Origin of the sequence: Lacticaseibacillus parakribbianus (genome assembly GCF_025490915.1) — a bacterium.
GTDB classification, from domain to species: Bacteria; Bacillota; Bacilli; order Lactobacillales; family Lactobacillaceae; genus Lacticaseibacillus; species Lacticaseibacillus parakribbianus.
In genome coordinates this window covers 65,781-79,849 of record NZ_JANQBA010000013.1, presented here as the reverse complement: position 1 = coordinate 79,849, position 14,069 = coordinate 65,781, and the positions used below count along the sequence as shown (strand labels likewise).

Below are 14,069 nucleotides of genomic sequence, written 5' to 3'. Positions count from 1 at the left end.
TGGCGCTTGCCACTGGATCGCCGCCGAAGAAGGGTTTGTCACGGTGGCCGGCCACCGACCCCTATCCTAGTGATCACTTGAGTTTAGCTTAGCAGGTAAGCGGTTACCTGGCAAATTTTAAGCACGTTTTTTGAGCGGTAGCCAACAACGGCGGTCAACTCGTCGTGAGTTGACCGCCGCAGCGTGGGTTGCGAATTAGTCGGCGTCTGCTTCGACCGGGGTGCCGGCGGCCTGCAGCGTCGCCAGCGCCTTGCGCGCAATCGGGCCGACGATGAGCAGCTGCAGCGGCAGGGCCATCAGCAGGTTGAAGCCCCAAGTGTGCAGGTAGGTCAAAGCCAGGTTACCCCCGAAGTTCTGGGTGACGATGATGCCAAAGGCCGACATCAGCGTGACCATGCCGGCGACCATCAAGCAGGAAATCCAGATGCCGATGACCAGCGGGGTTTTGGCCATCTCAGGCTTGAAGATGCGGCTGAAAAACAGCTTCTTGGCCAGCGGCCCAACCAGACCGAGGTCGAGAATCAAGGCGACCACCAGCGCGACTGGGTAGCCGCGCAGCACTTCGAGTACGTAGCCGTCGCTGAAGCCATCGGCCAGGGCGACGTTGTAGCCAGCCATCACCAGCACCATCAGGCCGGCCATGATCAGGCTGAAAAACAATTCTTCTTTAAAGTTCTTTGGCAAGTTGAAACTCCTCATGTGGTCCGGGATTTTGAGCTGTAGATTTCATACGCACCCATTGCGACCACGACAAGATAAAAGTCTAGCAGAAATTTTCAACCGGCGTAAGCAGAAGTTTCAGAAAATTTGAAGGTGCGGCGAATGCCGCCTTGGCCGGCAACGCGGGAGCGACTAGCGACGCCCCGGCACTCGGGGCAAGGCCCAGCCCCAAGCACCAGGGCTAGGCTACCCGTCCCGCTAACATCGCCGGCTTACGCTCTGGACAACAAAAAAGCCGCCATGGGTGGTGGCGGCTAAGGAGTAAGGATTGACCGACGAGTGGGTGGCTCGCCGGTGATTTTTACTTTGGAGGAGTAAAAATGAAAAAGTTGGGTATGGGTATGGAAATGAGTGGGTGGCTCATTTCTATGGTTACAATGTAACGCCGGAATGTGAAGAAAGTGTGACGAAATCGCCGTTCACTTATGAAAAAAAGGTAAAGACGGCAACTATTTTCGCCGAGGCGTCTCGCTTGCCTTTTGGCGAGTCGGCGACTACGCTTGAGCAAAGGAGATGATTGCATGAACATTCACTTTGACGCGGCCAGTGCGGCCAAGCTGACCCCGCACCTAACACCGACCAAGCAGCTGCTGTTGACCTTCGAGGACGGGGTGGGGCCCTACTCGCAACACGCGATGATTCACATGCAAGTTCAGTTCACGCTCAACGTGGTCGCAGCCGACGCCGACCTGACCGGCTACGACCAAACCGTGTCGTCCAACCTCGGCGACATCCGCATCAAGGGCTACTCCAGCGAGGACCTCGACGAACACATGGCGGTTCATCTGAACCCGACCACCAACACGATGAGCCTGACCGGCGACGGCGGCGAAATCGACAGTAATCTGGGCTTCATCGACTTCACGGCGCCCGGCGGCATCAATCCGGCTCGTTGACTGAGCCACTGCCCACCGGTCCGTGGCGGTGGCCACTTGGCTGGTCAGCCTCCGCCGGCTCGCTGGCTGACCCACCCGGTTTGCCGAGCGGTCAGCGAACCGGGTGTTTGGTCCAGGCGGGTGAAAATGTGGTTGGCCCGGTCAATTCCTGCTTTCAACTGGTTTCACGATGGTGTAGAATCATCGTGGAATATGAGCGCGGCCAAGCCGTGCGTTTTGGAGGCAGTTAGACCTTGCAGTACACATTTGAATCCGCATTGACCATCCATGAAATCAAGGCGCTTTACGGCGCCGTCGGCATGGACCAGTACCTGAGCGACCCGGCCGAAACGGCACGGGGCATCGCTAACTCAACGCTTTTGACCGCTCGCGACGGCGACAAGCTCGTCGGCCTGATCCGCGGCGTCTCCGACATGCACACGGTGGTCTTCATTCAAGACCTGCTGGTGCTGCCGGAGTACCAGCACCAAGGGATCGGTCGGGAGCTGCTCGGCCAGTTCGATGATTACTTCAAGCAGGTCGCCCGCATCGTGGTGGTCTGCAGCAGCCCGGAGCTTCAGGCCTTTTACGAAAGCGCCGGCTACCTGCCGGGGACGCAGGCCCACGCCACCACCTACGTGCGGCCGCGGCGGCTCTTGGAACCCAAGTACTGATCAGGAGGTAAAAGATGGAACCGACGGCGACAGTTTCGCGGTTGCAAAAAACAGAAGGCGCGGATCTGATCATGGATCAAGGCTTTTTGACTGAGCGCGAGGAACCCGCCATGATGGACCAGGATTGGTGTCACGAACTTCTGCCGCAGATCAACGACGAGATGCGGCTGAGGACGCTGCCCAACCGCGTGGTTCTCAAGCAGTTCCATTACTACTCCGGCCTCGGCACCATCCTGTACGACCCGACGCAGCTCACTGCGGCCCAGGCCAAGCAGGTCTTGATGCATGCGCTGGGTTATCACAAGTGAACTTTCCCGGTGAGGACGATTTTACCGGTGACGTGGCCGGCCGCCAGCTTCTGGAGGCCGGCCTTTAAGTTGTCCAGGCTACGGTCGGCGTAATGCGTGGTGACGCTGGCCTGAATCGTGCCTGCGGCGGCCAGCGCGGCCAGACGCCGCAAAATGGCGCCTTGGCTGGCGACTTGATGATTAAAGTCGCTTTTGGCGAACATGTACTCAAAGTCAAGGCTGGCGGCCTTGGCCTTCAGTGCCGTCACGTCCAGCGGCTGGCGCGGCGTGACCAGGGTGGCGACGTGGCCGAAGGGGGCGACCAAGGCGGCGGCCTGGGCCAGGTAAGGCTCCGGGGCATAAAGAATCGCCACCCCGGCCGCCGAGTTGGCCGCAAGCGTCTGAGTCAGCGGCCGGTGGTAATCCAGCGGCTGGGCGACGCCGTGAGCGGCCAGCCAGTCCCAGTTGGCGGGGCTGGCCGTCGCCCAGACCTCAAGGCCGCTCCACGCGGCCAGTTGGGTGAGCAGCGAGCCGACCCCGCCGGCCCCGTTGACCACGACCAGGCGCTGACCGGCGTTGGCACCGGGCTGCGGAGTAAAGCCCATTTTCTCGAACAAAAGCTCCCAGGCGGTCAGCCCCACCAGCGGTAGCGCGGCCAGGTCGGCAAGCGGCAGGCTCGCCGGCGCCTTGGCGGCCAGGGCGGCTTGCACCAGCTGGTAGTCGGCAAAGCTGCCGGGTCGCTTGGTGGTGCCGGCGTAAAACACCCGCTCGCCTGGGGCGAAGTCGGTGACGGCGGGACCAATTGCCACGACCTGGCCGACGGCGTCAAAGCCCAGCACGGTCGGCTGGCTAACCCCTTCGGCCAGCTTCAGGTCGATGGGATTCAACCCGGAACCGAGGACTTGGACCAGCAGATCGGTGGGGCCGGGTTCTGGAACCTGGCGCGTTTGGGCGGTGAAGCCCCCCGGGGTCGCCGCCAACACATTATTATCAGACAAGTTAGTGCCTCCGTTTCGTAACGTCTTTGATATGTCTATTCTAACCGTTTTCTGCTACACTAGGGTAAATTTGGTTTTCGGAGGACGACATGGCAAAACGACATCAATCTCGCTCCCGGGTCGGGGAGGCCATTACCTTAATTGTGGCGGCGCTTTTGTTCACCGGCTTCGCCTGGTTCGTGACGCAGCCGGACACGGCCCTGGCCATGACCAGCACCGCCAGCTTCGGCATCGGGCTGACCATTCTGATTTGGCTACTGGCCTTTTTGGACGAATGGGCCAAGGGCCGCGGGTCGCGCTTCCTCTTGGACCTGGTAATCGGCAGCGCGATGGCGACGCTGATTTACGTCTACATGATCGGCTTCATCGTCTACCCGGAGTTCATGTACGGGGCGTTCGGCGTGGTGCTGGTGCTGGCGGCGCTGTTTGCGATTCGCAAGCCGACGCGCGGCAACGACCACAACATCGCGCGGGTGGTTGAAGACGCGGAATAGCCGAAGTCGGCGAGGCGCGAGCAATCGCGCTTTTTTCGTGGTTGCAGGAAGCTTGGGGTAGGCGTTCGGCTTCCGCTTTGGTCGTCGAGCTTCAGCCGGCAACGCGGGAGCGCATAGCTAGAACCGGCACTCGGGGCCAAGTTCGGGCCCCAAGCACCGGTCCTGCGCTATGCGTCCCGCTAACTGCGCCGGCTTCCGCTTTGGTCGTCGAGCTCCGCCGAGCAACGCGGGAGCGGCCAGCTACGCACCGGCACTCAGGCCCAAGCCTGGGGCCTAAGCGCCAGCGCTAGGCTGCCCGTCCCGCTAAATGCGCTCGGCTGCGCTTTGGAGGAATAATTCATGTACATTTTTGTCTGCTGCGCCGGTGGGGGGAGTTCGAGCCTGTTTTGTGCCCGGCTGGCCAAGGCGATCAACGAGACCGATGAGAATTTGACGGCGAGCTTTGACACCGTGGATGCGGTGCTTTCGGCGTCGCCCTTCGCGCCGGCGGCCGACCTTGTTTTTGCCTACGGGGCGGTGGATGCGATTCGCCCGGCCACGGCCTACGACTTCGGCAGCCGCTTCGACGTGGTGCTGGTCGCGCCGCAAGTGCGGTACCTGACGGCGGCCAAGCAGGCGGTGCTGGCGGATTACCCGACTGTGGTCGCCGACATGGACCGCCGGGTGTTCGGGTTGATGGACGGCAACCGGGGTTACCAGGAGCTGCTCGACCAGCTGCTGACGCTGGATCTGATGCGCGGCTTTCAGTCCGGCCTGGGGTTTGCCTCTAAGCGCGGTGACAAGGACCTGGAGCTTCTGGTGGTCGGGGCCAGCCGCAGCGACCGGGCGATGCGCAACCTGACGGCGGCGCTATTGGCCGCAGGGATTCGCACCGTTCAGGAACGCTTCACCATCGACGGTCTGTACGACTTTCACCCGCAAAACGAGTTTGAGGTGCGGCTAATGTTTGGGGCCCGGCTGACGCCTGAGCTGATTCCCAAGGTGGCGCGGCGCATCGACGGGGTGATCCGCTTCACGGATCACGCAAGCGCCGAGCCGACCTGGGACCAGCGCTACCGGCTGCCCGGCGTTCGGCTGAGCCCAGCGCTTTTGAAGGACCACGCCGACCCGATTGCGTTGTGCGACGCAGTGATGGCCTTTCTGCTGGACGCCGACGCGGTAGCGCAAGGCACCAGTGAGGTTCACAGCGCCTTCTTCGAAACACCACCGCCACCCAAGCAGGTGAAGTCCTTTTTGGGGTTGTTCACCTACACGGTTTAAAAAAGCGACCGCCGACTGGCGATCGCTTTTTGCGTGGTCTCACTGCACCTGTTGGACGGTGATCGGAACGCTGGCCGGCACCCGCGGCCGCAGTGTGTTGACCAGGGACTGCAGGTCGGTTTTGAAGGTGAGCCGCACGGCGCGGTGAGCGGAGATGCCAAAGGCGGCGACCACCAGCTCGCGGCCGCCCGGCAGACTGACCGGGGTCAACGAGATGCCGGTCAGCTTGGCGTAAGGGAACATGCGGTTGACGATGCCGGCGGCGACCACCCGGGTCTGGGTCAGGCCGGTGGTGCCGGCCATGACGGTCAGGGTGATGAAGGCGGCGTAGAAAATGATCACGGACAGGCTGGCGGCCCCGGAGGTCAAGAACCAGACGATGAAGAACCCGGCCAGAATCAGTTGGAAGGTGGCGTACCCGCCGCGCAGGTCGATTTGCCCCTGCCAGTACAGGTTGTAGACGCCAAGGCTCAGCAAGGCGATGTCGAGTAAGACGATGAACAGACTCATTTTTTCACACTTTCTTGGTTGGGTTGCGGGGCCGGCCAGGGAACCGATTCCCCCGGCTCGGCGTAAAGGCCGGAGACTTGCTGGTACCACTTGAACAGGCGAACCGCGATGATGCGCAGCACGGCAAAGCCGGGGATGCCCAGGATGACGCCGGCCAGGCCGAACATGTTGCCGGCGGTCAACAGCACCACCACGATGGTGATCGGGTGCATCTCGAGCTTGGAGCCCATGACGAACGGCGAAATCAACTGGGTCTCAAGCAGCCACTCGCACAGGAACACGACAATCACCAGCAGGAACATTTTGGGGCTGGCCATCAGCCCGACAATCAGGGCCGGCACCATGGCCAGGGCGGAGCCGAAGTACGGAATCAGGTTGAGCGGCCCGGCGATCAGACCCAGCACCAGGGCGAAGCGCAGGCCGATCACCGAGTAGCCGATCATGAAAATGATCGCGACGGCCATGGCGACGGTCAGCTGGCCTTGCACGTAGGAGCCGACCTTCTCGTTCATCTCGTGGAGCATCTCGCCGACGCTTTTGCGCAGCTTGACCGGCACCACCGTCAGCAGGAGCTTCGGGAACTTGCGGCCGTCCTTGAGCATGAAGAACAGGATGATCGGCGCGGTGCCGACGGTGATCACGACGTTGCCGACCACGCCGACCAGGTTTTGAATCTGGGTGACGGTGTCGGTGACAATCAGTCCCTCGCGGCCGGAGACGGCGGCCTTGATCTCCTCGCCCAGCTGGTTCAGGTCGGCCTGAGAAATCAGGTCCTGACGCTCGTTGAGCTCGGTCACCCACTGGTTGAAGGCGTTCCAGTAGCTCGGCCAGTCGTTGACCATGCTGGTGACCTGCCGCTCGATCGGCGGCACTAGCTTGACGATGGCCAAAACCAAAAGCGCCAACACGCCGAGAAACACCAGCCCGATGGCCAGGTTGCGGTTGACCTTGTGGCGGCTCAGCCAGTTGACAATCGGGTTGAGCATGTAATAGAGAATGCCGGCGAACACGAATGGCGGGGCGACAATGCCGATGAAGTGCATGATCGGCGTGAACACCCAGCCGATTTTGGTGAAAAGCCACAGCACCAGCAGCACCAAGAGGACGTTGAAGGCCGCAATGGCGAACCTGTTGTCCAGGAAGTGGCGGTAGAACCAGGACGTTTTATTTTTCATAGGCGACCTCCGTAACCGTTTCACTTATAATGATACCGAACTTCAAGGGGGATTGCGAATCGGGCGCAGGACCGAGCTTGCAATGTAAATTCTCACTGCGGAATCCCAGTTTAAAGGCTTGCTTTGTAAAAATATTGTAAATTCGACCTTTACAAAAGGCGGCCGCTCGGTATACTAAAAGTAATTATCTGAGACGGAGGTGACCTTATGACGGTCTTGAAAGTTCTGCGCTGGCTACTGCGAGCCTTGATCGTGCTGACGGTCGGCCTGCTGCTGTTCGACACCGCGGTCGGCATCGGCCTGATGGCGGTCGACATCCTGATCGGCGTGGTTTACGAAATGAAGCAAACCGCCTGCGATCGCCGTGAAATGAAGCACGTGCCGGTGACCCACCGGTTGTAGCGCCTTGCCCCACCGACTGGTCGGTGGGGTTTTTGTTTGCGCTGAAAGGGTGGGGCGGCCTAGCTTGGACCGTCACTCGGACCCAGGCCCCAAGCGCCGGCCCTACGCTACGCGGTTCGCTAATCTCGCCGGCTTGCGCCCTGGATCGTCGGGCTCCAGCCGGCAACGCGAACGCGCCTAGCTCGGACCGTCACTCGGACCCAAGCCCGGGGCCCAAGCGCCGGCCCTACGCTACGCGGTTCGCTAGTCCCGCCGGCTTGCGCCCTGGAATCAAAAAGGCTTCCTGCATTCAGGAAGCCCTGTTGGTTAGCCGATGAACTTGAACTTGCTCCACGGCTTGATGAAGTCCAGCAGCATGATCTCATCCGGCGAGATGCTGCCGATCTTGTTTTTGCGCGGCTCGGCATGGGGCTCTAAGACGATCTGGAGCTCGTTTTTGTAGATGCCGAAGCCGTCGTTGCCGACCAGCACGTCGCCCTTTTGGAAAACCTCGGTGTTGTCGTGCGGGGTGTTCGGGACGTCCTTGTAGGTGACGCGCGGCATGGTCGAGCGAATCACCGTGCGGTTGATGTCGCCGCGGCGGAAGTGCTGCGGGGTCAGGGCGACCGTTTTTTCGATCTCGTTGACGTCAGCCACGAAGTCCAGGTGGAACTGAATCTGGTAGCGGTCGATGGCCGCAAGCGCCGCGAGTTCTTCCTCGCTGGCGTAGGCGTTGCCGATGATCACGTCATCGATCAGGCCCCCGGCCCAAAGGTGCTTGGCCTGAACCTCGATCGGCAGGCGGCGGTCGGCCTCAAGCGTCGGCAGGCCGTCGTTGACGTTCCACGGCCCCATGTTGCCGACCTGGCTGGCCACGAAGGCGGCCGAGTGGATGTTGTACCTGCGGAAGCGCTTTGAGCATTCGACGAAGAAGTCGTAAGGCAGCGCGGTGCCGACTTGCGGGTAGAAGTTGTGGCAGCCGTACAGGTAGCTGGTGTTGGCCTGGTAGCTGATGATGTTGTTCAGGTAATCTACGTTGTTGCTCATGTTGAGTTCGATGATCAGGCCGTACGGGTTGTACGACAGCATCGCCTCGGTGGCGCCGTCGAAGCCTTGGTCGAGGCGAATGCCGGCGCAGTGCAGGTCGGCGAAGAACTTGAGGTCGGAGTACGAGACCCCGAGCTGGTCAAAAATGCGCGGTGCGACGTCTAAAATGGTCTGGTACCCGAGGGCGTTGCCGACGTCGATAATTTTTTGGTACTCGGCCTTGGTCTCTTCCACCGTGCCCTTCACTTCCAGCATGCTCATGAAGATGCGGGTGAAGCCGTACTTGTGACCGAGCTCCAAGTAGGCCTTGTTGGCTTCAAAATCGCTGTGGTCCGGGTAAATCGATAACCCGAGTTGACGCATTGTCATTGCAGTTCCTCCTAATTAAGTTGTGTTTGCGGTGCAGTGGTCCTGCAAGCTGCCCCCTAGCAGTTGCAGCGCTACCATACTCCCATCATAGCGAACCCGGCAGGCTTGCGCAAACCCGCGGCCTCGATTGCACCAAGACGCGCCGAAGCGCAAGGGCCGCCTGGCCGCCCCGCCGTCGCCGCCCCGCTGCCACCGCCTCAAACTTGCCGCACCGCTTGACACGGCCGGTCGGGCTGGGTAAAGTCGGGGGAGACAGACAAGCTGAGGAGGACAACATGACAAGTCAAGACGAACTGAAGAAGCAGGCGGCCACCCAGGCGGCCGAGATGGTTCAGCCCCACACCGTGCTGGGCGTCGGCACCGGCTCCACCGTGGCGTTTTTCATCGATGCACTGGCCGCTCGAGAGAAGGCGCAGTCGCTTGAGCTGACCGCCATCGTCACCACCTCCAGCCGCAGTCAAAAGCAGCTGGAGCAAAACGGCTTCACCGTGTCCGAGCTGGCCGCGGTCGACCACGTCGACCTGTGCATCGACGGGGCCGACCGGGTCGATCACCAGCTGGACGGCATCAAGGGCGGCGGCGCGGCGCTGACGCTCGAAAAAAACGTCGCGGTCAACGCGCGGCACAACGTCTGGATTGTCGACGAAAGCAAGGTCGCGGATCCCCTGGGCGGCTTCCCGCTGCCGGTTGAAGTGCTGCCGGTCAGCGCCGAACAGAACTTCCGCCGCTTCGCCAAGGCCGGCCTTGAGCCGCAGTTTCGCCTGAACGCAGACGGCGGCCGGCTGAAGACCCATTACGGCAACTTCATCATCGACTTGGCCGTGTCGCCGCTGCCGATTCCGGCGGGTCTGGCCGATTACCTGGACCACACGGTTGGCGTGGTCGAGCACGGGTTGTTCCTGAACATGACCGACGAGGTGCTGGTCGCCCAAAGCGACGGCACCATCGCCCATTGGGTGCGATAGTCGTACCGACGCCCTAAAAAACGGCGCTGTCTAGCTTGGCAGCGCCGTTTTGGTGTCGATCACGTACATTGGGGAGCTGGTGCCGTCGGCCTCAGTGACCGTGGTCGCGTAACGCCAGCCGTAGCGTTCGTAAAAGCCTTCGAGTGCGGTGATCAGGTAGGCCCGGGGGATGCCGGCCGCGGCCAGGTCGACCACCGCCATGTGTAGCAGCCGCCCGGCCAGCCCCCGGTTGCGGTAGGCCGGGGTCACGAACACGGCGCAGACGTTGGGCGTCAGGTCGGGGCGGTCGTGGAAGTCATTGGCAATGACGCCCAGGCCGCCGACGATGTGATCGCCGCTCAGCGCCAGGTACCAGGCGGGAACCGCGCCGGCACCGCTCGCAAGGCTTGCCGCCATGCTCGTTTGGTAGGCCGCAAGCGGCACCTGCCACTGCCGGTGAAACCAGGCGGCCGCCGGTTCGGCCAGGGCCGGCCGCTCGCGCAGCCGGCACAGCCGCACCGTGGCCGGAGTGGTGGAAGAATCTTTCATTGAATGGGTCACCTCCGTCACCATCAGGATAACACGTGGCCGCCGGGCCCGACCAGCCGTGGCCGGCGGCTGCCCCAGAAGCCGAAGCAATCGCCGAGCCGCGGCTCGCACGGCCGATTGCCGCCGTGGCAGGCGCGTTCGCCTCGCGCGAACCGAGGCCACTTGCAAGCATTCTGATGTTCGGCTATGCTGAAAGAACTAAGTTTATATAAGGAGTACATATATGCGCGTATTGATACCATATATTAAGCGGTACAAGTGGGACGCGATTTGGGCGACGGTCAGCATCGTCTTTCAGGTCTTCGCCACGCTGTGGCAGCCGCGGATGTTGCAGACGGTGATGGAAGCCATCATGAAGCAGGACAAGGCCACCGTGTTCAATTACGGCATCGGCCTGATCCTGCTGGCGGTGGTCGGCATCATCGCCGGCATCATCAACACCGTGTACTCGGCCCGGCTGGCCCTGCACGTCGCCACCGATTTGCGAGCCGACCTGTACGACCACATTCAAAGCTTCGCCTACGCCGACATCGAGGACTTTTCCGCCTCCAACCTGGTGGTGCGGATGACCAACGACGTCAATCAGGTCCAGCAGGTGGTGATGGCCGCCTTCCAGCAGGTCACCCGCATTCCGCTGGTGTTCGCCGGTGCCTTGGCCCTGGCCTTGACCACGATGCCCGAGCAGTGGTGGGTGATCGCCGTGATGATGGTGATCATCGTCGGTGTCGGCCTGGTCACCTTCAAGACCATGAGCAAGTACTTCGCTCAGACCCAGCAGGACATCGAAGACGTCAACACCCTGGCGCGTGAGAACCTGATGGGCATTCGCGTGGTCAAGTCCTTCGTCCAGGAGCAGGCGCAGATCACGGGTTTTGCCAAGACCTCCGATCGCCTGCGCGACGTGACGGCCAAAATTGGTGAGCTGTTCGCCGTGTTGATGCCGGCCTTTTTCCTCACCGCCAACATCGCGGTGGTGGTCAGCGTCTACATCGTCGGCCAGAACGTGACGGCGCATCCGACTTACCTGGCCGCTATCTCAAGCTTCACCAGCTACCTGATGCAGATTCTCTTCGCCGTGATCAACGCGTCGTTCATGATGACCTTCGCGTCTCGCGCGTTCATCTCGATGGGGCGGATTCGCGAGGTGCTGGATCACAAGCCGAGCATGCACTTCACCACCGCCGGCCCGGCGACCGTGCCGGGGGACATCACCTTCGAGCACGTGACCTTCACTTACCCGGGTGACAAGCAGCCGACGCTTCAAGACGTCTCCTTCACCGCCCCGGCCGGGTCGATGATCGGCATCGTCGGCGCCACCGGCTCGGGCAAAACCACGCTGGCCCAGCTGATCGCCCGGCTGTTCGACCCCGATTCCGGCCGCGTCTTGATCGGCGGCGTCGATGTGCGTGAGCTGCCGGAGGCAACGATTCGCAACGCCGTGGCCTACGTGCTGCAACGCGCCACGCTGTTTTCCGGCACTATCGCCCAGAACCTGCTGCAGGTCCAGCCGGCCGCGACGCCGGCGACCATGGCCCGGGCGGCGGAGATCGCCCAGGCCGCCGAGTTCATCGAGCGGCTGCCGGAGACCTACGACGCGCCGGTCGAGGAGCGGTCGGCCAACTTCTCGGGCGGCCAAAAGCAGCGGCTGGCCATCACCCGCGGCGTGATCGCCGATCCGGAGATTCTGATTCTGGACGACGCGACCTCGGCGTTGGATGCGCGGTCCGAAAAGCTGGTGCAAGAGGCGCTTGACCGCGAGCTGACCCGCACCACCACCGTCGTAATTGCCGAGAAAATCGCCTCAATCATCCGCGCCGATCAGATTCTGGTGATGGACGGTGGCCGCCTGGTCGCGACCGGGACCCACAAGCAGCTGGTTCAATCCAGCGCGATTTACCAAGAGATTTACGCCACCCAAAAGGCCAAGGAAGGAGGGGTCGCCAATGTCTGACATCAAAAACGCCGGTAAGTACTACTACCACTACCTGCACCGCTACTGGAAGGGCTTCTTGGTGACGGCCATCCTGATTGGCATCAGCACCTGGTGCGTGGTGGTGGCGCCGACCTACCTGGGCCGGGCCATCACCGAGCTGACGAGCTACCTGCAGGCCTGGGGCAACCCGGCGACCCGCCAGGCCGCCAGCCTCGCGAAGTTCCACCACACCCTGATCGTCTACCTGCTGCTGTACTTCGGCGACGCCTCCACGCTGTTCGTCGCGTCCTGGATTCTGGCGCGAATCACCGCCTTTTCCACCGGTACCATGCGCATCGGGCTGTTTCGCAAGATGCAGCGCATGAAGGTGCAGTACTTCGACGCTCACAGCGACGGCGACATCCTCGCGCGTTACACCAGCGACCTGGACAACATTTTCAACGCGCTGAACCAGGCACTGATCGACATCTTCCTGGCCGTCGCGCAGCTGATCGGGATTTTGATCATGATGTTCGACCAAAACGCGACGATGGGCTGGGTCACCATCGCCTCGACGCCGGTCGCGCTGGGCGTCGCCGCCTTCGTGATGCAAAAGGCCAGCGTCGCCGTCAACCAACAGCAACAGGCGATCGGCGCGATGAACGGCTACATCAACGAGCAGGTGACCGGCCAGAAGGTGATCATCACCAACGGCCTGCAGCAAGACTCCGCCAACGGCTTCCGCCCCTTCAACCAGGCGGTGCAAAAGGCCGCGGTGCGGGGCCAGATCTGGTCCGGGGTGTTGATGCCCCTGATGTCGGGGATGTCGCTTCTCAACACCGCCATCGTCATTTTCTTCGGCTCCTGGCTGGCGCTGAACGGTCAGATGGCCACCGGCGCGGCCTTGGCGCTGGTGGTGGTCTTCGTCAACTACGCCCAGCAGTACTACCAGCCGCTGACCACGCTGACCAGCCTTTACGGCATGATTCAGCTGGCAATCACCGGGGCCCGGCGCGTCGACGAGGTTCGCACCCAGCCGGACGAGCAAGACAGCGGGACCGAGGTTTTGACCGGGCTGAACACGGCGGTCAAAATCGCTGACGTTCGCTTCTCGTACCTGCCGGGCAAGGAGATTCTGCACGGCGTCACCATCGACGTCGCCAAGGGCGAGATGGTCGCCTTGGTCGGCCCGACCGGATCGGGCAAAACCACGGTGATGAACCTGCTCAACCGCTTCTACGACGTTGACTCCGGTGCCATCACCGTCGATGGCCAAGACATTCGCCGGTTCACGCTGGCCAGCCTCCGCGACACGGTTGGCATCGTGCTGCAAGAACCGCAGCTGTTCTCCGGCACTATCGCCGAAAACATCGCGTTCGGCGACCCGACGGCCGAACTTGATCGCGTGAAGGCCGCCGCCAAGCAGGCCAACCTGGACGACTTCATCCAAAGCCTGCCCGAGGGTTACGACACGCGCGTTTCGGACGAGCAAAGCGTCTTTTCCGCCGGGCAAAAGCAGCTGATGTCGATCGCCCGCACCATCCTGACCGACCCGCGGCTGCTGATTCTCGACGAGGCGACCAGCAACGTCGACACCGTGACCGAGGCCAAGATCCAGGCCGCGATGGACAACGTGATCGCCGGCCGCACCAGCTTCGTGATCGCCCACCGCCTGAAGACCATCCTGAACGCCGACAAGATCGTCGTGCTCAAGGACGGGGCGATTATCGAGCAGGGGACCCACGACGAGCTGGTGGCACAAGGCGGTTTTTACGCCGAGCTGTACCACAACCAGATGGTGTTCGAATAAAAAAAGTTATGCGCGGCGCGTCGCCAGTGGGGACGCACCGCGCATTTTTTGCTAAAATTAGTTA

The 14,069-nt window shown here is 61.8% G+C and carries 15 protein-coding genes; 9 read left to right on the top strand and 6 right to left on the bottom strand.

Annotated elements, in window-relative coordinates; genetic code table 11:
* Positions 1-195: 195 nt before the first annotated feature.
* The gene (locus NUH19_RS10770) at positions 196-684 is read right to left on the bottom strand and encodes a DUF2798 domain-containing protein (protein WP_262316561.1); all 489 of its coding nucleotides are present in this window, start codon (positions 682-684) and stop codon (positions 196-198) included.
* Positions 685-1,241: 557 nt separating this feature from the next.
* On the opposite strand from NUH19_RS10770, the gene NUH19_RS10765 reads away from it, so the two are divergent.
* The 3 genes from NUH19_RS10765 (at position 1,242) to NUH19_RS10755 (ending at position 2,577) form a co-directional block, all read left to right on the top strand.
* On the top strand, positions 1,242-1,616 hold the full coding sequence (locus NUH19_RS10765) for an iron-sulfur cluster biosynthesis family protein (protein ID WP_262316560.1): 375 nt from the start codon (positions 1,242-1,244) through the stop codon (positions 1,614-1,616).
* Between the two features lie 233 nt (positions 1,617-1,849).
* The gene (locus NUH19_RS10760) at positions 1,850-2,269 is read left to right on the top strand and encodes a GNAT family N-acetyltransferase (protein ID WP_262316559.1); all 420 of its coding nucleotides are present in this window, start codon (positions 1,850-1,852) and stop codon (positions 2,267-2,269) included.
* 14 nt (positions 2,270-2,283) lie between these two features.
* Positions 2,284-2,577: a hypothetical protein gene (locus NUH19_RS10755; RefSeq protein WP_262316558.1), complete on the top strand. Its 294-nt coding sequence runs from the start codon at positions 2,284-2,286 to the stop codon at positions 2,575-2,577.
* Here NUH19_RS10755 and NUH19_RS10750 read toward each other — a convergent pair.
* Entirely contained in the window at positions 2,568-3,554 is a 987-nt protein-coding gene (locus NUH19_RS10750; protein ID WP_262316557.1) for an alcohol dehydrogenase catalytic domain-containing protein, read from the bottom strand. The two genes, NUH19_RS10755 and NUH19_RS10750, sit on opposite strands and share 10 nt — an antisense overlap.
* 89 nt (positions 3,555-3,643) lie before the next feature.
* Between NUH19_RS10750 and NUH19_RS10745 the strand changes: the two genes are divergently transcribed.
* Together NUH19_RS10745 and NUH19_RS10740 are read left to right on the top strand one after the other, a co-directional pair.
* Complete coding sequence (locus NUH19_RS10745; protein WP_262316556.1) at positions 3,644-4,048, top strand: hypothetical protein; 405 nt, start codon at positions 3,644-3,646, stop codon at positions 4,046-4,048.
* 339 nt (positions 4,049-4,387) lie between these two features.
* Positions 4,388-5,308, top strand: coding sequence for a PTS sugar transporter subunit IIB (locus NUH19_RS10740; protein ID WP_262316555.1), 921 nt, complete (start codon positions 4,388-4,390; stop codon positions 5,306-5,308).
* A gap of 39 nt (positions 5,309-5,347) precedes the next feature.
* Here NUH19_RS10740 and NUH19_RS10735 read toward each other — a convergent pair whose 3' ends face one another.
* Together NUH19_RS10735 and NUH19_RS10730 are read right to left on the bottom strand one after the other, a co-directional pair.
* Positions 5,348-5,818, bottom strand: coding sequence for a hypothetical protein (locus tag NUH19_RS10735; RefSeq protein WP_262316554.1), 471 nt, complete (start codon positions 5,816-5,818; stop codon positions 5,348-5,350).
* Entirely contained in the window at positions 5,815-6,993 is a 1,179-nt protein-coding gene (locus NUH19_RS10730; protein ID WP_262316553.1) for an AI-2E family transporter, read from the bottom strand. The genes NUH19_RS10735 and NUH19_RS10730 overlap by 4 nt, the downstream gene beginning before the upstream one ends.
* A gap of 207 nt (positions 6,994-7,200) precedes the next feature.
* Here NUH19_RS10730 and NUH19_RS10725 point away from each other — a divergent pair, with 207 nt between their 5' ends.
* Positions 7,201-7,395, top strand: a complete 195-nt coding sequence (locus NUH19_RS10725) for a hypothetical protein (protein ID WP_262316552.1) — start codon at positions 7,201-7,203, stop codon at positions 7,393-7,395.
* A gap of 306 nt (positions 7,396-7,701) precedes the next feature.
* Here NUH19_RS10725 and NUH19_RS10720 read toward each other — a convergent pair whose 3' ends face one another.
* Positions 7,702-8,790, bottom strand: a complete 1,089-nt coding sequence (locus tag NUH19_RS10720) for a DUF871 domain-containing protein (protein ID WP_262316551.1) — start codon at positions 8,788-8,790, stop codon at positions 7,702-7,704.
* A 275-nt stretch (positions 8,791-9,065) separates the two neighbouring features.
* Here NUH19_RS10720 and rpiA point away from each other — a divergent pair, with 275 nt between their 5' ends.
* A complete protein-coding gene (rpiA, locus tag NUH19_RS10715; protein WP_262316550.1) occupies positions 9,066-9,755 on the top strand; it encodes a ribose-5-phosphate isomerase RpiA in 690 nt (229 codons plus the stop codon).
* A 30-nt stretch (positions 9,756-9,785) separates the two neighbouring features.
* Here the strand turns inward: rpiA and NUH19_RS10710 are convergent, their stop codons facing one another.
* Positions 9,786-10,283, bottom strand: a complete 498-nt coding sequence (locus NUH19_RS10710; protein ID WP_262316549.1) for a GNAT family N-acetyltransferase — start codon at positions 10,281-10,283, stop codon at positions 9,786-9,788.
* 223 nt (positions 10,284-10,506) lie between these two features.
* Between NUH19_RS10710 and NUH19_RS10705 the strand changes: the two genes are divergently transcribed.
* Complete coding sequence (locus NUH19_RS10705; protein WP_262316548.1) at positions 10,507-12,234, top strand: ABC transporter ATP-binding protein; 1,728 nt, start codon at positions 10,507-10,509, stop codon at positions 12,232-12,234.
* Positions 12,227-14,005, top strand: a complete 1,779-nt coding sequence (locus tag NUH19_RS10700) for an ABC transporter ATP-binding protein (protein WP_262316547.1) — start codon at positions 12,227-12,229, stop codon at positions 14,003-14,005. Before NUH19_RS10705 ends, NUH19_RS10700 begins: the two co-directional genes overlap by 8 nt.
* The last annotated feature ends 64 nt before the right edge of the window (positions 14,006-14,069 follow it).

What these genes read in the sequence shown, in the direction of transcription:
- NUH19_RS10765 (WP_262316560.1), top strand. Translation starts at nt 1,242, where the DNA reads ATGAACATTCACTTTGACGCGGCCAGTGCGGCCAAGCTGACCCCGCAC.
- NUH19_RS10755 (WP_262316558.1), top strand. Translation starts at nt 2,284, where the DNA reads ATGGAACCGACGGCGACAGTTTCGCGGTTGCAAAAAACAGAAGGCGCG.
- NUH19_RS10745 (WP_262316556.1), top strand. Translation starts at nt 3,644, where the DNA reads ATGGCAAAACGACATCAATCTCGCTCCCGGGTCGGGGAGGCCATTACC.
- NUH19_RS10740 (WP_262316555.1), top strand. Translation starts at nt 4,388, where the DNA reads ATGTACATTTTTGTCTGCTGCGCCGGTGGGGGGAGTTCGAGCCTGTTT.
- NUH19_RS10735 (WP_262316554.1), bottom strand. Translation starts at nt 5,818, where the DNA reads ATGAGTCTGTTCATCGTCTTACTCGACATCGCCTTGCTGAGCCTTGGC.
- NUH19_RS10730 (WP_262316553.1), bottom strand. Translation starts at nt 6,993, where the DNA reads ATGAAAAATAAAACGTCCTGGTTCTACCGCCACTTCCTGGACAACAGG.
- NUH19_RS10725 (WP_262316552.1), top strand. Translation starts at nt 7,201, where the DNA reads ATGACGGTCTTGAAAGTTCTGCGCTGGCTACTGCGAGCCTTGATCGTG.
- NUH19_RS10720 (WP_262316551.1), bottom strand. Translation starts at nt 8,790, where the DNA reads ATGACAATGCGTCAACTCGGGTTATCGATTTACCCGGACCACAGCGAT.
- rpiA (WP_262316550.1), top strand. Translation starts at nt 9,066, where the DNA reads ATGACAAGTCAAGACGAACTGAAGAAGCAGGCGGCCACCCAGGCGGCC.
- NUH19_RS10710 (WP_262316549.1), bottom strand. Translation starts at nt 10,283, where the DNA reads ATGAAAGATTCTTCCACCACTCCGGCCACGGTGCGGCTGTGCCGGCTG.
- NUH19_RS10705 (WP_262316548.1), top strand. Translation starts at nt 10,507, where the DNA reads ATGCGCGTATTGATACCATATATTAAGCGGTACAAGTGGGACGCGATT.
- NUH19_RS10700 (WP_262316547.1), top strand. Translation starts at nt 12,227, where the DNA reads ATGTCTGACATCAAAAACGCCGGTAAGTACTACTACCACTACCTGCAC.